The following is a 16,668-nucleotide window of genomic DNA, read 5'->3' as shown; positions in this document are numbered from 1 at the left end:
GAAATGAGGGGCAGGAAGTGACCCAGCAGTCAGTGACTGGTGAGATAGTTCTCATTCCGCTTGCGGCGCCCTCCGTGCTGGACGGCAGCTCGTGGACGCCCCAACCGAGCCATTTGTCCTTGTCCCCCGAAAAGCGGATCTTCCTCTACGACGATGCTCAGTGGGAGGAGTTCGTTCTGGAGTGGGCAACGACGTTGGACTATGTGCAAGTGCTGCGCAACGGCGGTGCCAACGATCACGGGGTCGATGTCGCAGGTTTTGTAACCGCTGCCGGATTCGAGGATGACTGGGATTGCTACCAGTGCAAGCACTACGGCAAGGCACTTATTCCCAGCGATGCCTACCCCGAAATCCTGAAAATTGTCGTAGGCGTGATGGCCGGTCACTACCGATGGCCGCGGCGCTATCGATTTGCCGCGCCCAAGGGATGCGGCACGTCACTCTCCAACCTCATCCACTCTCCGACGAAGCTCCGCGCTGGTCTTGAGCAGGAGTTGGTGAAGACCAAAAGCGTCCTTGTGAAGCAATTGGGTGGGCACTTGTTGGAGGCGGTCGTGTCTTTCATCCGGACGGCTGATTTTTCGGTTTTCGGGACGGTCGAACTGTGCGAACTCGTCGAACAGCACTCTAAAACTCGTTGGCACGCAGCGCGATTCGGCGTGGACCTTCCCGCGCGTCCCGACTCGCCGGCCCCGTCACCAGAGCCCTCCATAGGGGAGCAGCGCTACATCGAGCAGATGCTCGATGCGTACGCAGAGCGACACGGCAGTACCTTCACCGCTACTGAGGCCGCAGCGCACGAGCACACTGGCGGCCATTACATGCGACAACGGGTGGCATTTTACAGCGCTGAGGCACTGCGCTTGTTCGCTCGAGATTCCGTCCCGGTCGGTACCTTCGACGCGCTGCAACGGGAGATCTTCGACGGGGTGATCGACGTACACGACCTCGACCACCGCGATGGACTACAGCGTCTGCAAACAGTGGTCGGGACCTCGCACACCCTGGCGATCACATCGAACGGCCTACTCCCCATAGTTGAAGTCCGCGACCGGACCGGTATGTGCCACCAATTGGCAAATGACAACAGACTGCGCTGGTGCCATGCAACCCCTCAATAGTCCGCTCGAACTCGGAGTCCGATCCCTCATCCTCCTGACAGCGGCGTTCCCTCGCGCACTTGGCCTGGACCGCTTGGTCCTCATGGATTACTGCCTGTTGCACAGCGCAGATCTCGGCGGGCCCTTGAGCGTTCTCCCCGCCGTGCCGACACGTAACGGTGAACTCGGAATCAAGCGTTCTGTGTTGGAGCACGGAGTGCACGTCATGTCTCGCGCGGGATTGATAGACCTCGTGACCGCAGCGGATGGTGTCAGCTACCGGGCCAGCGAGGAAGCCGGCCCATTCTTGCGGCTGGTCGACTCGCCGCTGGTAGGGGAACTCAATGAGGTCGCGGATTGGCTGATCAGTGAGTTCGTCGACCTGCCGACCGACGAGGTTCGACACAGGATCCGAATGATTTCGCAGCGGTGGACAGAAGAATTCACATGGGAACCGAACGACGAAAGCGGGCCACTAGGATGAGACTCTTGCATCTGACCGCAGTCGGCCCCGATCGTCCGCCCGCCACGATCGAATTCGCTCCTCGACTAACCGTGATCTATGGGGCCTCGGAGACCGGCAAGAGCTACGTAATCGAGGCTCTGAATTTCATGCTCGGCGGAAGCAGCCTGCGTGACCTGCCTGAAGCAGCGGGATATCGCAGCATGATGCTGGGTATCGAGCTCGATGACGGCGAGGTTGTGACTCTCTCCCGCGAGCTGCGCGGCGGGCGAATTTCAGTGTTCGAGGATGATGTCCGTTCTACCCCGGACCGGAAAGCCGACCGGCAACTCTTGGGGCAACATAAGAAGGACAACCCTGACAACATCTCTTACTTCCTTCTAGACCGGCTTGGCATCGCCGACGCCAAACTCCGCAAGAACAAGAACAACGTTGTCCAGGCGATGAGTTTCCGTAACATCGCCCACCTGGTCCTTGTGGACGAGGAGCGCATGGACTCGCGGGTATCCCCCATCGAGAGCGGTCTACCCATGACGAAAACGGCGGAACATTCTGCGTTCAAGTTGCTACTCGAGGGGGTCGACGACTCAGGGTTACCCCAGGGGGAGGACCCAGCGGAATTCCGCCGAATCAACAGAGGTCAGGTCGAGGTATTGGACCGGGCTATCGGTCAGGTGCGAGCAGAACTCGAGGACGCCCCAGAGCTGAACGAATGTGTTGACGTGCGTGCCCGAGTCGACGCGGCGATCCGTCAAGCCTCCAACTCGATGACCGATAGCCTTGCGCGCCGCGCCCACCTGGTCGAAGAGCGCGTTGAGCAGCAGAATCAGCGCCAGCTGGAGCAAGAACGGGTCAATGAGACGACCGTGCTTCTCAATCGGTTCAACCTCCTCGACGCCCAATACGCCACCGACTTGGCACGGCTCCAATTGGTCAAGGAAACCGGTACTCTGCTCGGATACTTCGACGCGGATGCGTGCGTTTTCTGCGGCGCGACTGTGAAGCATCAACAACGTGAACACGCGGTCTACGAAACAGTGCGACTGTCCGAATCGGTCGATGCGGAATCGGCGAAAAACGAGGCCCTAAAGCGCGACTTGTCCTTGACGCTGGGCGCTATGCAGCAGGAGCTGGAACTGGCACAAAGTCGGCTTCTGAGCCTCGACACCGACGTCAAAGCCAATATCCGCCAGATCGCCCAGGTGGAAGACGCGCTGCGCCCAGCGCAAGCTGATCTGGAACAGCTCATAACTCGACGCTCTCAGATCGAGCGCTGGATGGAGCTGTGGACACGTGTGGCCGATCTCGAACAGCTCCTCGCCAGCGTCGCGCAGGAGCAACCATCCGCTGTCGAACGTGTCTCCCACGGAGTCACCACAACCACCCAGCGGGCGTTCTCCGGCACTCTCCGCTCCGTCCTGACCCAATGGCAGGTACCCGGAGGAGCGGAAGCACTATTCACTTTCGCTGACGCCCCCGAGATAATGGTCGAGCATCGCCGGCGCGAAGATCGCGGTAAGGGGATGAGGTCGGTGCTTCATGCCGGTTTCAGCATCGCACTGAGCGAGTACTGCACCCAGCGAGACTTGCCCCACCCTGGCTTCGTAGCTCTGGACACCCCAGTGCTGACCTATCGGGACGCCGAGCATGCAGAAGGCGGCAGCGAGACGATCGATACCACCGAGGAAGAACTGCTCAGTGCCTCAGTAGCACAAGCATTCTATGACTACCTGGCTAACAAACACCCTGGCCAGACGATTGTCCTGGAAAATCAGACGCCGCCGGTAGTCGACGCGCCCGCGTGCAAAGTCGTCTACTTCACTGGTAACGCGAAGACCGGGCGCCCAGGGTTCTACCCGCTCGACTAAGTGTCTTCCGTGCCACTGGACCGACCCTTGAGCCGGAGGGGCTTCAATCAACTGCGCGCCGCGCAGTCCGGAAGTCGGTTGGATCTGGCAGACATCGTGCCTGTCGGATCCAGCATCGGAGTGCGCCAAAGCTCAACCCCGGAACGGAATCGCGGACGTATAGACCTCGACATCCCGGAATCCCCGTTGCTGCATGAGTTGCAGCACCGAATCGCGCCGTATGGCCGTGTCGGGTCCTGGCCCGACAGTTACTGACTTGATGGCAGATGCAACTGCGAACGCATCATGCGGCTTGTCCCAATGGAAACGGTGCAGCTGGATGTACGGAACGACCGCGCCCGTCGATGACGGCCTGTATCGACACGCCATCGCGTAGGTGCCGGCGGCCCGGATAAGCCTCCACTCGTTCTCCTCGGAGAACGCTGGGTCCTTGAAACGAGCCAATACAGCAACAGCCGCGGTCATTGACGGGATGTACCGATCAGGGTGAACGAGCTCTCGAGCAGCGGCATCGAGCGCTTCCTCATCCATCCCGTAGACGACCTGTTGCAGCATGGAACCTCCGATGTATCCGACCTCATCGTTTCCTGCCTGTCCAAATGGGAAGTTCAGTTCACGCAGGGCGTCGGTGCGGAACTCCACGGAGTAGCCGCCACCGCTCGATCCATAACCCCGCCACTGACTTAGGAGGTCACCGTCTCGGCAGAAGCTCGTGACATACGCGGTATGCATGGCTCCCTCTTCGAATCCCTCTCCGATGAACTCGCCCGCGCGGAGCCTCGCTGCCACGGTCCCGATTCGAGTGGTCGTCTCGTCGCTGACCTGATCGATTGGAGGCAGAAGTGCCTCAATCTTGTCGGCGAGTACTGGGGCAGCGTAGCGGAGCTCGGCTGAGTCGTTCAGAAACCTGGCATCGGTGGCCCACAAGGCGATCGACCGCGTCCGTGGCACCGACTGCATGTCAGGCGACCGCTCGGAAAACGCGCCGAGCCGGACCGGCTCCACGATTCCCAGTAGCCCTGCGGCCGTGGTGTAGTGGTGCAGTGTTTCGGGCGGCGCCGGTGTATCAACCATGCGTCGGAGCATAGGTGTGCAACCTCTTCCCGCGTCGTTGGGACTGCCCGGGCTTTGGTTGACTTGGCCTTCCGCAGGATTTCTTACTTATGCTTCGAGACCTCGTCCATCCCGCCTGATCTTCACACCGCTGGGGTGACGAACGTTGGGACAAGCGGGTTGCTGCGCGGGTGCAATTGGAGGCTGCGGGGCCAGCGATTGACGGTGATCTCGGCCGTGTCGCCGGTCAACTCGACGCCTACGTGAGCTTCGGTCGTGCTGCGGGCGTGGCAGCTGAGCCGCCGCGCCCCCTGAACAGCTCCGGCTGCAGCCCTTGCCGTCGTCTGCGGGCGTGGAGTGGCGGCGTATTAAGTCGGGAAAGGCCCCGCAGGCGTTGTGTCGGTGAGGCTTTGGTATTGATTCTCCTGTGCAGTGTGGAGTTTCGACGAGACCGGGTATCGGGGACGCTCACCCGAAATCCGGTGGCGATCCTGCATGATCCCTGCGCGCTCATCTGTCGATGCCGGTGGTCGGATTGTTCGCAAAGGCAGCGAAATATGTCGGAATCGGCGTAATTGGCGGTGCACGTTGTCGTTCTACTCGTCGTTCCGTGGAACAAGTAACGTGTCCAGCATATGTTGTGTGAGAGCACATGCTTCGAGGGCATTTCGCGGGCTGAGACCTCCGGGGACGAGGTTGTTCGGAGCCCCCCACCAATTCAGTGCGGTCCACCGTTCTTCCTCGGAACCGGCACCCCCATTCAAGAGGCGTCGATTCGCGATGATGACGAGTTTGAAGAGATCACCGGTCTCGGAGTCGAACTGAAACGCTGGGTATCGATGGGCTTCTACACCTGGAACGGACAGTGCCGCACCTTGCTTTCGGTAGTACCCCAGCCGTGAAGCACGATCTTTGTGACTCGCTTTGTGCCACAACTGGGAGGCTGCGTCGGTGTTGTAAAGCAGCTCGACGTCACGCAGCAGGTAAGCCCGAGAACTCAGCTCCTCATCCCGGCCGTAATCAGCCTGCCAGATCGTCTCCGCCTCCCATCCATCGGGAAACCCCATTGCATGCAGGCGCGTCGGTTGTCCGGAGGCGAACTTTTCAATGAGCGTACGAATCCTGTCACGCGTTTCATTCGAGTGGTTGATTCGCGCAAGGAAATACGTGACAAGGACGAGACTGCCATAGATGCGGCTGGCTGCCCGCGAGATTGGTAGAGCCCCAGTGCCTTCCGCCCCTTTTATATGCGCCATCTCGGTCACAGCTGCCGGCACTGATAGAGGCGCCGTATGGTTTCTGTTCCACAGCCGCGCATGATGCGCACAATAATTTCGGGTCTGCCGGAGGTGTTCCAGCCAGTTTGAGAGCGCTCCAGCGTCACCGTTCCCGTCGTCTTGATAGATATCAAAATCAACGGCAATTTGCTGCCGGTCGCGCTGAGTCATCCCCGCGAACAAGCGATTCAGATGACCGAATGTCATAAGCTCCGTCGCTGTCCACACAGGTAACGGCATGCCGTAGTTCGAGTTGAAATGCGCGACGAAGGCCTCATTCGAAACCTCCTCGACACGTTCCTGTTTGCGCATCCACTCCTCATGGTCGCTTGCGTACGAGGTGCAATGAGTGGAGCAGTTGGGGCCATTTCCTTTGCGCTTGCGGGCCATGCTCCAATCCGGGGCAAGTGCGGTTGATTCGTTGTGAGCGAAAGGATCTCGTCTACCAAGGAGATGGCCGATCCGAAAGCGCATTGCCACTTCGATGTGTGAAAGGGCGTGGAGGATTTCGACCCTTAGTCGCTCATCAAAACGGTAGATCTCAAGAATTTCTGTGAGGGTCGCACCTTCGACGAACTCCGACGGCCGTGGCTCACCGGGGGTCTTCGGTCGCCGACGAAACGGGTACCAGTAGCCCGATAGGCGGAAGTAGCCGATAGCCTGTAGCTCGCGATATGCGAACTCGCGGTCGAAGACTAACCCGCGATCCCGCAGGCGATCGAGTTGTCCATCGACGTCGAGGAACGGCTTGGAATAATTGCTGGTCACGTAGTCATGCTGTCATAACTGCAGATCGTGAAGCCGTGATAAGAAAACTGGCCGCCTCCCCTTGTCGGGAATGACGACCAGTCGTGATACCTAGATGGTAGCCGAACCTGCGAGCAATTTCTAGTGCCGGCATCTGCTGTGGCTGCGACCGCATGGCATGACTTACCGGTCGAGGGTCAGCGGGCAGTCATCGAGGTCTGGTCCGCTGTCGGGTTCGAGTTCAGGGCGAGACCTTCACCGTGACGGTCGACGCTCCGAAGGGCTTCGACCAGGTCACGTGCCGCGCGGTCCGGAAGTCGGTTGCTCGTGCGGGTGAGCGGAACGCTGACAGCTCTGTGTGATTACTCCGCGTCTGGAGGTCAAGGACACGTGTCGCGTTGTTGCGGTTCGTGTGAGCGTGGATCAGTAGTGGAGCAGGGACGGGCACGCAGCAACCGGGCCGACACATCGCCTACAACGAACCGCCGCCCTCGGACCGGGGTGCCTACGATTTCGCGGCAAAGGCTCTCCTTGATCGGGCCGTCGAGAACGGATGGAAGTTCGGCCGGGACTGCACCCACTTCGGTTGACACGTTGACCTGCCCCAAGTTTCGTTACCCCTGGCGATGTGAAGATCAAGCCGGAACGGATGGGTTCTCGAAGCGTAACTCGTACTCGATCGGCGACACATAATCGATCTGCGAACGCCGACTCTGACGGTTGTAGAAGATCTCGATGTAGTCGAAGATCGCATTCGCCAGATCGAGCCGGGTCCGCCACTTCTTCCGGTTCAACAACTCGATCTGCATCGACGACCAGAACGATTCCATCATCGCGTTGTCGTACCCGTCACCGATCGTCCCGAGCGAGGGCATCAGGCCCGCAGAACGGATCTTGTCAGTCAATGTCCAGGACGTGAACGCCCGCTCCATGATCGGCGTGCACAATCCCGCCGGGAGGTGGTTTGGGATTCTTGATCGCGATATCCAAGGCATTCACTACCAGGGTCGAATCCTGGCAGTTATCGATCGACCAACCGACAATCTTCCGGCTGAACGTGTCCTTTCGCCGCACTGCAGTACACTTTTCCTTCACGGGTCGGATGTTCGGTAATATCGTTGACTCACAACTCATTTGGTGAGAGACGATGAAACTTCCGGTGCACGAGATCGTCGGCCGTCGCAACGCCCTTCAACCGCTTGACCTTCGCAGGACCAGGCAAGCCGACGATGCCGGCGATCCTCATGAGTTCGGCGACGAGGTTCTCACTGACCTCGATGTCCATACCGCGCGTGAGCTCCGCATGCACACGTCGAGACCCGTAGGTCTGTCGCGAAGCCGTGTGGACTTCGCGGATCAACCCAGTGAGCCACTGACGGCGCATCCGTGTCGGTGACATCGGCCGGGTCTTGTACATGTAGTAGCCGGGGCTGCTGACACCAAGAAGCCGGCAACAGACCTTGACCGGGTGCCCGGCGTCGACGAGGGAGTCGATCACCGGGTGAATCCTTTTGGGGCCGGGCGGTTCTCCCCGAACAATGTCGCAGCGGTGCGGAGGATCTCGACCTCGGCTTCGAGTTGCCGGATACGCTTGTTCGCCTTCGACAACTGCGCCGATTCTGTTGTCGTGAGACCGGGCCGTTCGCCCCGGTCGACTTGATCTTGGCGCACCCACTTGTGAAGCGCGGCGGCGCTGATGCCGAGTTCTATTGCGGCAGTGGTGATCGGTTTGCCGGCACGGACGAGGGCTACGGCCCGGAATCGGAACTCCGGCGGATACGGTCGTGGCATGGATCGAAGCCTTTCAGCGAGGCTCGATCTTCACACCGAAATGGGTAAGAAACCCTGGGGCAGGTCACGTGAGGTTGATAGTTTCAGGCCGCGTATGCGGCCTGATTGATTGTCTCAAACTCGATCGGGGTGAGCTTCCCGAGGCGCCGTTGCCGGCGATTGCGATGGTAGGTTTTCTCGATCCAGGTCACGATCGCCAGCCGTAGCGGTTTTGCGAGTCGACCATCGTTGTCGGTCGAGGACGTTCTTCTGCAGCAGTGAGAAGAAAGATTCCGTGGCTGCATTGTCACCACATGCCCCAACTCTGCCCATAGAACCTTGTAAACCGTTGTCGGACAATGTTTGTACGAACTTCCTTGACCGAAATTGGCTACCCCTGTCGGAATGTACGATGGTCCCAGCCGGCTCCCGGAGAGCGACGGCATTGGTCAGTGCACGGACAGCCAGCGACGCTTCCATTCGCGAGTCGATCGAATAGCCGACAATCTTGTTCGAATGCACGTCCTTGATCGCACACAGGTACAGCTTCCCGGTGTCGGTCCAATGTTCGGTGATATCGGTGAGCCACAACTGGTTTGGCTTCTGTGCCGTGAACTTCCGGGCGACGAGGTCGTCGTGGATTGGCGGGCCCGATTTTCTGTTCAGTCCTCGTTTCTTCGCGAACACTGACCAGATCCGTTGCTGCGAGCACAGCCGGGCGACACGATTTTCGCTGGCGATGATGCCGCGGCCAGGTAATTCGTCGGCGATGAATCGGTATCCGAAAGCCGGGTCGTCGGCCTGAATGTCGTAGGCGGCGTTGATCAGATGCGCGTTATCCCAGTCGCGCTGCGTGACTGGGTTTCTCTTCCATGTGTAGAACCCTTGCGTGGAGAAGCCGAGCACCCGGCAGGTCACCGTGACGGGAATTCCGTCTACGGCGAGGTCGCGGACCAGCGGGAACATCATTTTGGGTTGACGTCCCGAGACAGATAGGCGACGGCACGTCGCATCACTTCGGCTTCCTGCTCGAGCAAGCGAATTCGTTTCTTCGCTTCGCGGAGTTCGGCGGTTTCGTCCTTGGTCATTCCGGGGCGGTTGCCGTCTTCGATGTCGGCTTTCTTCAGCCAATTGTGCAGCGTGGCCTCGCTGACACCGAAGTCTTTCGCGATCTGAAAAAGGTTGAGTCCAGCAGAGTGGTGTACGACCACTCGTCCTGAAACTGTGGGCGTGTCGCTACCCCGATGAGGACGGCCACCGCGTGATTCTTCAAGAGAGCTACCAACTCGACCTGAAGAGAGACCACGCGATGACCGATCACAACTTTATCGACCCCGAAAAGTTTCTGTCCGACCAACTCGCCGCATCGAGCCCCGACCTGCTCCGATCGATGCTCGGAACGTTCATCACCGCGCTGATGGGCGCCGAAGCTGACAGCCTGTGCGGTGCCGGATACGGAGAACGCAGCGACGACCGCGTCAACTCGCGCAACGGTTACCGGCACCGCGACTTCGACACTCGTGCAGGCACACTCGACGTCCCGATCCCGAAGTTGCGTCAGGGCTCGTATTTCCCTGATTGGCTGCTCGAGCGCCGCAAGCGCGCCGAGCGTGCCCTGACCTCTGTCGTGGCAACCTGCTATCTGCTTGGGGTGTCGACGCGGCGGATGGAGAAACTCGTCGAATCGTTGGGCATCAACAGCTTGTCGAAGTCGCAGGTGTCAATCATGGCCCGTGACCTCGACGAGCAAGTCGAATCGTTTCGCACCCGGCTACTCGATCAAGGCCCATATACCTTTGTCGCCGCCGATGCACTGGTGCTCAAGGTGCGTGAGAACGGGCGCGTGATGAACGTGCACGTGCTGTTGGCGGTCGGAATCAACCGCGACGGGCACCGAGAAATTTTGGGTGTCGACGTCTCGTCCGGGGAGGACAAGGCCGGCTGGTTGACGTTCTTTCGCGGCTTGGTCGCCCGCGGATTGACCGGGGTCAAGTTGGTGACCTCCGACGCCCACGGCGGCCTTGTGGCGTCAATCGGGGCGACACTGCCTGGTGCATTGTGGCAACGCTGCCGCACCCACTACGCGGTCAATCTCATGTCGATCACCCCGAAAACGCAATGGCCGTGGGTGAAGACGATGCTGCATTCGATTTACGATCGACCAGACCGTAAAGGTGTTGAGGAACAGTATGATCGGATGCTCGATGCCTTGTCTGGCAAGCTTCCGAAGGCGGCGGCGCATCTCGATGACGCCCGCGCCGAGTTGCTCGCGTTCACCGGTTTCCGAAGGAAATCTGGCGTCAGATCTGGTCTAACAAACCACAGGAACGACTCAACAAGGAGATCCGTCGCCGGACCGATGTCGTCGGCATTTTCCCTGACCGCACCTCCCTGATCCGGCTCGTCGGAGCGGTACTCGCCGAGCAACACGACGAGTGGACCGAAGGACGCCGATACCTCGGACTGGACGTCTTGGCTCGCTCCCGAGTAAGTCTCGTTACCTCGGAAACCGGTGACGACAACACAATTGACGAGGAGATGAACTCGACTACCTCTGCTGCACTGACAGCCTGAACGAGGAGATCACGCAGTGCCCGTCCTCACACACCACGCATTTGGACTTGACCTAGTAGGGCACTTGTCACTCGTGTTTTTCTCGGTGGACGACTGGAAGATTCAGGCGGGCTCAAGGCGTCGTCGACGAAGTCGTCGAAGCAGGCCTTTCGAAGACTCCGACCAAGTCTGATCGGTAGTCCGATGAGGAGGAGGCCGACATAGCCGCTGACGTTGCGATCATGATCGCAACCTGTGGCTCGGTCTTTCCGGACTGGGCCACAGGTTCAGATCATCGGTTCTTCTGGCTTTCGAGGGTAGTGATTATTTCCCGCAGCCGATCGGGGTCAGCTCAAGGCTTTCGCTTTGAGCGTCGCGAACTCCGCTGCGTCGATCACGCCGGTATCGAGAAGTGACTTCGCTTCGGAAATCTGCTCCGATGCGGATTTACCCGCGACATCCCGGATGTACTCATCTGCGGCGTTCTTCGCCGCGGTGCGGGATGCTGCCTGACGCTCAGCAATTCCGCGTCCGCGAGTGATGATGTAGACGAATGCCGTCAGATAGGGGAACACGACGAGGAAGATGATCCACAACACTCGGACGAAACCCGACATCGAACGGTCACGAAATAGGTCACCGATGATCTGAAACAGCACCAACAAGTACGCCACGAACACAAACACGGTTAGGGTGTACCAAAAAATATCCCACATAGAATCAAACACGTAAAGCACTCCTTTAATAGGGAAACGGGCCGAGGGCACAGTTATTGGCGGCCGATGTGACAGTACTATCAGAAGGCTGCAGCCGCACCACTTATCGCGTGGACCTTTCGGTCGAGTCACTGCGAAGTAAACTGTCTATCGCCCGATGATTACGCACCTGAAAAAATCAATGCCAGGCATCAACCGTGGGCGTGTCAGAATAATTTGTGACCACCTGCATGGCCGGTTCCGGTCCACCTGCGTGTCCAACAGTGGGCTGAGCCGAGGATGAATCTCCATCCCGGTTCGATCGAGAATCCTGTTGGCCTGGCCGTCACGGTAGTTTCGACTCGAGCTGTCCTAAACACGTGCCGTTTGACTCCCTTCGGGTAAGGTTTTCTGCATTGATGATCTGAAATCCTTGCCGCAAATATCGTATTTACGTCTACAGGATTGGCGCGGTGCATGGGCGTAAACAGTATGAGAACGAGTAGTACGTCGATGGTGCGGTGGGTGTCGGGTCTGCTCCTGTGCTTCGTTCCGATGGTTTGCCTTTATCTGAGTGCGTGGAGTTCGTACGCACCGTTTATCTACCTCGGACTTCTGCCGGCTCTAGTGGCTCTCGAACGTGGGATGCGGGTCGCGGCGGCGACTGCGGTAGTGACTCCGATTTCGGTGTTCCTGGGGCTAGTAGTTAGTGGTTCCGCCTGGATTTCGGCGGTGTTCGTTGCAGCGATATGTGTAGGCGTTGCGTGGTCGTACACCAAAGGGTGGCAAGGCGCTGCGACGTACATAGCGAGCCAGGGCGCTTTGGCGGCAATCGCGGCTCCCGGGGCGCGTTTGACCGATTCGGCACCGAACTCGCTCGCATCGGCAGCAGTCGTGACAGGTTTCGTGCTCGTCGGAGGTGCATGGGTTGTACTGATGGGCATCCTGCTTCTCGATGACCTGCCGCACAAGGACCACGAGCGACCTGCGGACGAGGACCTACGCCGGTTCACGATCATGTTGATCTGTCTGGTTTTCTTCGGGACTCTCGCCGCCAAGCTCTGGCTACCCGGGGGGCACGCATGGTGGGTGGTACTGACAATCCTGGTAGTACTTCAGCCTGGTATTGCTGGAACCAGCAGAAGAACCTTCCATCGCGTATTGGGAACTGTGGCCGGCGGGCTTGTCGCTGCAGTCCTGGTCAATATCATCGGCATCAATTCCGTCACTACGGCTATTGGGGTATGCGTGGCCGTTCTCAGTGGAATCGCCTATCTGAAAGCGCCGTACTGGGTTTTCGCGGCTCTCCTCACCGCTGCACTGATGTGCTTGTCATTCACCCCGGAGACCGTGATGCACGGATATGCCGAAAGAGCAGGGTTTACACTCCTTGCTGCGGCAGCAACGGTATTGGTGCTGAAAGTATCTGACATGGCATTGAGGCCTGTGGAAAAAATTGAGAATAGGTAAGTCCGCGAATACGCCGACGGGTGGTGCGGAAAAACGATAAATAAGGCCCCCTGTGCGGGCTGAACCTACCAAACATATATTCCAAAACGCGTAGTCAGGAAAAGCGTTCAGTAAGGTCCGAAGTGCATTGAGGATCGAACCGGACTGGGCGTTGTCGAGGGGAAGCGGAGCCATCCGCGGCTTCCCCTCGACAACGGTCAGTGTGCGAATGCCTTCTTTGCAGGTCTGTCGGCGGCGCTGCTTTTCAGTTGAGAGACAACTTCGTTCAGTGCTGTCACCAGTTTGTATGCGAGATCTTGGCTGAAGCCTTCTCGTAGCACGATCCGTAGGACGGCGACATCTTCGGCGTCGGCGGGCATCGTGTATGCGGGCACTTGGAATCCGCGTGCCCGGAGTTCGTGGGAGATGTCGAAGACTGTGAAGCCTGGGTCGTCGACGACTTCGAAGGACAAGACCGGTATAGCGGTGCCGTCGGTGATGATCGCCATGTTGTCGATCTTGGAGATTGCGGCGGAAAGCATAAGCGCGGTGTCGCGCAGCGATTCCATGATCTGGGTGTATCCGGCGACGCCGAGGCGGATGAAGTTGTAGTACTGCCCGACGACCTGGTTGCCAGATCGAGAGAAGTTGAGGGTGAAGGTCGGCATGTCGCCGCCGAGGTAGTTGACCCGGAACACCAAGTCTTCCGGTAGGTGTTCTTTCGAGCGCCAGACGACGAAACCGATGCCAGGATATGTCATGCCGTACTTGTGGCCACTGACGTTGATCGAGACCACACGCGGAACCTTGAAGTCCCACATCAGCTCGGGGTGCAGGAACGGGACGACGAAACCTCCACTGGCAGCGTCGACGTGGAGGGGGACGTCGGGACCGCCGTTTGAGGCGATTTCGTCGAGGGCTTCGGCGATCTCGGCGACGGGTTCGAGCTCGCCGGTGAATGTAGTGCCCAGGATGGCGACCACGCCGATGGTGTTCTCGTCGACGGCGTCACGGACCTGTTCGGGAGTGATGACGTAGCGGCCCCTTTCCATGGGGAGGTATTTTGGTTCGACGTCGAAGTAGCGGCAGAACTTTTCCCAGACGACCTGAACGTTGCTGCCGAGGATGAGATTGGGCTTCGTGGTGTCTTTACCTTCTTGTTCGCGGCGCTGGCGCCAGCGCCATTTGAGTGCGAGGCCGCCGAGCATCACAGCTTCGGAGGACCCTACCGTCGAGACCCCCGTTGCGGACGCAGGGTCGGAGGTCAGCCCTTCTGCGTGGAAGAGGTCGGCAACCATGTTGACGCAACGAGTTTCGATCTCCGCTGTCGCGGGATACTCGTCTTTGTCGATCATGTTCTTGTCGAATGTCTCGGCCATCAGCTTGTCTGCCTGAGGGTCCATCCAGGTGGTGACGAAGGTTGCCAGGTTCAGTCGTGAACTGCCGTCGAGCATCAGTTCGTCGTGGATGAACCGGTACACCGCTTCGGGTTCGGATTCGGATTTGGGCATCCGCAGAGCGGGAATCGGGTCTGTGCCGAGCCTGCCGGTGTACGCGGGTGCGAGGGTTTCGGTGGGAGCTGCAATAAAGTCTGACATCTTTCTCCTCCAATGGTCGAACGAGCGGTGACGGATCAGTCTGGCAAGTGGAGATCGGTCGTAAGGTGTTGTGGCGCAGCGCTCTATACCTCTGGTCTGCGCCTCGGTTCTACACTTCGATTGACGGGTACAGGCGTTCCATGGTGTAACGCCGGTTGCGGCGAACCGAGAGTGCGCTGATAGTCATCGAGACGAGCAGAATGCCGGAAAGAACGGCGATAGCTGTCCAGAGTCGCGAATCGACGTGTTCGGCGGTGATGAGTTGCCGGAGTCCGTTCACGGTGTATGTCATCGGGTCGAACGGATGAATGTATTGGAAGGGCGTCGCTGTCGTGGGCACCGGATAGATGCCGCCGGCGGAGACCAGTTGCAGCATCAGGAAGGCCAATGTCACCACTCGGCCGACTGCGACGCCGAAGAGAGCATTGAACATCTGGATCATCGCCAAATACGTCGCCGAGACCAGCATCAGGAACAGGATAGTTCCGGGAACGTGTTTGACGTCCAGGCCGACCCCGATGTGGACCACGGCGTACATCGTGATCACTTGGAGGATGCCGATGAGCAGTGCCGGCCAGTAGGAAGCCAGAACTGTGCGATAGAGGCCGAGGTTACTGACAGTTGCGCGGGATTGTAGCGGGGTCAGCAGCATCCAGGTGATGATGCAGCCGACGAACAGGGCCAAGGAGAGGAAGAACGGCGCGAATCCGGTACCGAATGTGGGTGCCTCGTTGGTGTAGTCCTGCTTGAGTGCGACTGGGGTGGACAGGGTGTCCGCGGTAGCGTTGCGTTGCGCGTCGGTCCAGCTGGGTACTTGCCCAGCGCCCTGTGCGAGTGCGTCTGCCAGTTCGCCCGAGCCCGATTGCAGCTCGACCATCCCCGAAGCTAACTGATCGGCTCCGCTCGCGAGCTGGGTGCTGCCGTCGGTCAACTGGATCAGTCCGGAGTTCAAAGTCGTGGCTCCGGAACTGAGCTGGTCGGCGCCGTCGCGTAGTTGCCGGACGTCGGAGGCGAGCCCGCCGTTTTGCAGCAGCGCGAGTCCGGATTGCAGGGGACTGGATGGATCCGTCAACTGGTATTCGAGCGCGCGCGCATCACCGCTGAGGCGCGCTATCTCCGCTTGTAGTGCGGCAGTGTCACTTTGGGGTTGTGCTGCCACGAGAGGTGTGAGAGCTGCAACGGCCTGTTGTGCGAGCGGATCGGTGCTGGGTCCGAGAAGGTCGAGCACCCGCTGGATTGCCGGGGAGACGGTAACCTGTGGCGGCTTGGGGAGGCGATCCCCGAGGGTGGTGAGGGATTGCCGCAGTTGCGCAGCTTGCGCACCGACGTCGGAGACGGCAGTGGAGTCGAGGGCGTTGAGCAGTGGGTCGGCGACGCCGTCGATGGCTGTGGCGAGTTGCCCGGCGCCGGCTGCGAGCTGCGCGGAACCATCGCGTGCGGTGACCATGTTGGTGGCGAGTTCGCCTGCACCGGAGCTCAGTTGATCGGCCCCACCTTTGGCGGTCTCGATCCCGGCCGCGAGGGTCTTCGCTCCGTCGGCAGCATGGCCCAGGCCCGAACCGGCGGTCTGTAGGCCCGTCAGGACTTGGCCGACGCCTTGGGCGCCGATGGTCGAGTTGACCTGATTGATGACCTGTTCGGACGCGTCCTGCCCGATGATGGTGGCTAGATAATTATTGGCGTCGTTGAAGGTGAAGGTGAGATCGGCCTTCTCGGGGTTGTCACCGTTGGGGGACTCGACAGCGTCGCTGAAGTTCTCCGGCAAGGTGATGGTGAAATAGTACTTGCCGCTCGAGAGTCCGGCTTGGGCTTCTTGATCCGAGACCTCCGCCAAATCAAGTTGCCCGGAGGCGATGAGCGACTTGACGACCTGATCGCCGGCATCGACTTGTTGGCCTGTCGATGTTCGCCCCGAGTCGTTATTGACAATCGCTGCGGGGATCTTGTTCACCTCGCCGAACGGGTTCCAGAAAGCCCACAAGTACATGGCGCCGTAGAGCAACGGCAACAAGATGATGGTGACGATCGCGATTCGTGGCAGGGTGCCGCGGGAGTAGCGTTTGATATCACTGCCCAGAGATATACCTGCGAGCAT

Annotated in this window: 9 protein-coding genes and 3 pseudogenes; 5 read left to right on the top strand and 7 right to left on the bottom strand. The window is 59.4% G+C overall.

Annotated elements, in window-relative coordinates:
• The first annotated feature begins 119 nt into the window (after window positions 1-119).
• Genes H351_RS29255 through H351_RS29245 form a run of 3 tightly spaced genes read left to right on the top strand, consistent with a single transcriptional unit; the run spans window position 120 to window position 3,431 of the window.
• Window positions 120-1,121 (top strand): ABC-three component system protein, encoded by a 1,002-nt coding sequence (locus tag H351_RS29255; RefSeq protein WP_037120736.1) that lies wholly within the window; start codon window positions 120-122, stop codon window positions 1,119-1,121.
• Window positions 1,105-1,584 (top strand): ABC-three component system middle component 2, encoded by a 480-nt coding sequence (locus H351_RS29250; RefSeq protein ID WP_037120035.1) that lies wholly within the window; start codon window positions 1,105-1,107, stop codon window positions 1,582-1,584. Before H351_RS29255 ends, H351_RS29250 begins: the two co-directional genes overlap by 17 nt.
• Before the next feature lie 5 nt (window positions 1,585-1,589).
• Window positions 1,590-3,431, top strand: coding sequence for an AAA family ATPase (locus H351_RS29245; protein WP_158510655.1), 1,842 nt, complete (start codon window positions 1,590-1,592; stop codon window positions 3,429-3,431).
• 132 nt (window positions 3,432-3,563) lie between these two features.
• Here the strand turns inward: H351_RS29245 and H351_RS29240 are convergent, their stop codons facing one another.
• From H351_RS29240 to H351_RS29215, 4 genes and pseudogenes are all read right to left on the bottom strand, one after another.
• Entirely contained in the window at window positions 3,564-4,505 is a 942-nt protein-coding gene (locus tag H351_RS29240; RefSeq protein ID WP_029257009.1) for a DUF2971 domain-containing protein, read from the bottom strand.
• 575 nt (window positions 4,506-5,080) lie between these two features.
• On the bottom strand, window positions 5,081-6,529 hold the full coding sequence (locus H351_RS29235) for an Abi family protein (protein WP_051636560.1): 1,449 nt from the start codon (window positions 6,527-6,529) through the stop codon (window positions 5,081-5,083).
• Between the two features lie 614 nt (window positions 6,530-7,143).
• A pseudogene (locus tag H351_RS31650) lies at window positions 7,144-8,299 on the bottom strand (IS3 family transposase).
• Between the two features lie 83 nt (window positions 8,300-8,382).
• Window positions 8,383-9,489, bottom strand: a pseudogene (locus tag H351_RS29215) (IS3 family transposase).
• Between the two features lie 167 nt (window positions 9,490-9,656).
• Here H351_RS29215 and H351_RS29205 point away from each other — a divergent pair.
• Window positions 9,657-10,852, top strand: a pseudogene (locus H351_RS29205) (IS256 family transposase).
• A gap of 326 nt (window positions 10,853-11,178) precedes the next feature.
• Here H351_RS29205 and H351_RS29200 read toward each other — a convergent pair.
• Window positions 11,179-11,559, bottom strand: a complete 381-nt coding sequence (locus H351_RS29200; protein WP_029257015.1) for an SHOCT domain-containing protein — start codon at window positions 11,557-11,559, stop codon at window positions 11,179-11,181.
• 819 nt (window positions 11,560-12,378) lie between these two features.
• Here H351_RS29200 and H351_RS32160 point away from each other — a divergent pair.
• On the top strand, window positions 12,379-12,996 hold the full coding sequence (locus H351_RS32160; protein ID WP_158510654.1) for an FUSC family protein: 618 nt from the start codon (window positions 12,379-12,381) through the stop codon (window positions 12,994-12,996).
• A 197-nt stretch (window positions 12,997-13,193) separates the two neighbouring features.
• On the opposite strand, the gene gad is transcribed toward H351_RS32160, so the two are convergent.
• Both gad and H351_RS29185 read right to left on the bottom strand, forming a co-directional pair.
• Window positions 13,194-14,573 (bottom strand): glutamate decarboxylase, encoded by a 1,380-nt coding sequence (gad, locus tag H351_RS29190; protein ID WP_029257017.1) that lies wholly within the window; start codon window positions 14,571-14,573, stop codon window positions 13,194-13,196.
• Between the two features lie 109 nt (window positions 14,574-14,682).
• Window positions 14,683-16,668 (bottom strand): YhgE/Pip domain-containing protein, encoded by a 1,986-nt coding sequence (locus H351_RS29185; protein WP_029257018.1) that lies wholly within the window; start codon window positions 16,666-16,668, stop codon window positions 14,683-14,685.

The sequence above is a fragment of the Rhodococcus erythropolis R138 genome (assembly GCF_000696675.2).
Classification (GTDB): Bacteria; Actinomycetota; Actinomycetes; order Mycobacteriales; family Mycobacteriaceae; genus Rhodococcus_F; species Rhodococcus_F erythropolis.
This window is presented reverse-complemented; position numbering and strand designations above follow the sequence as displayed.

Coding starts and splice junctions, on each gene's coding strand:
- H351_RS29240 (WP_029257009.1), bottom strand. CDS start 4,505: ATGGTTGATACACCGGCGCCGCCCGAAACACTGCACCACTACACCACG.
- H351_RS29185 (WP_029257018.1), bottom strand. CDS start 16,668: ATGCTCGCAGGTATATCTCTGGGCAGTGATATCAAACGCTACTCCCGC.
- gad (WP_029257017.1), bottom strand. CDS start 14,573: ATGTCAGACTTTATTGCAGCTCCCACCGAAACCCTCGCACCCGCGTAC.
- H351_RS29250 (WP_037120035.1), top strand. CDS start 1,105: ATGCAACCCCTCAATAGTCCGCTCGAACTCGGAGTCCGATCCCTCATC.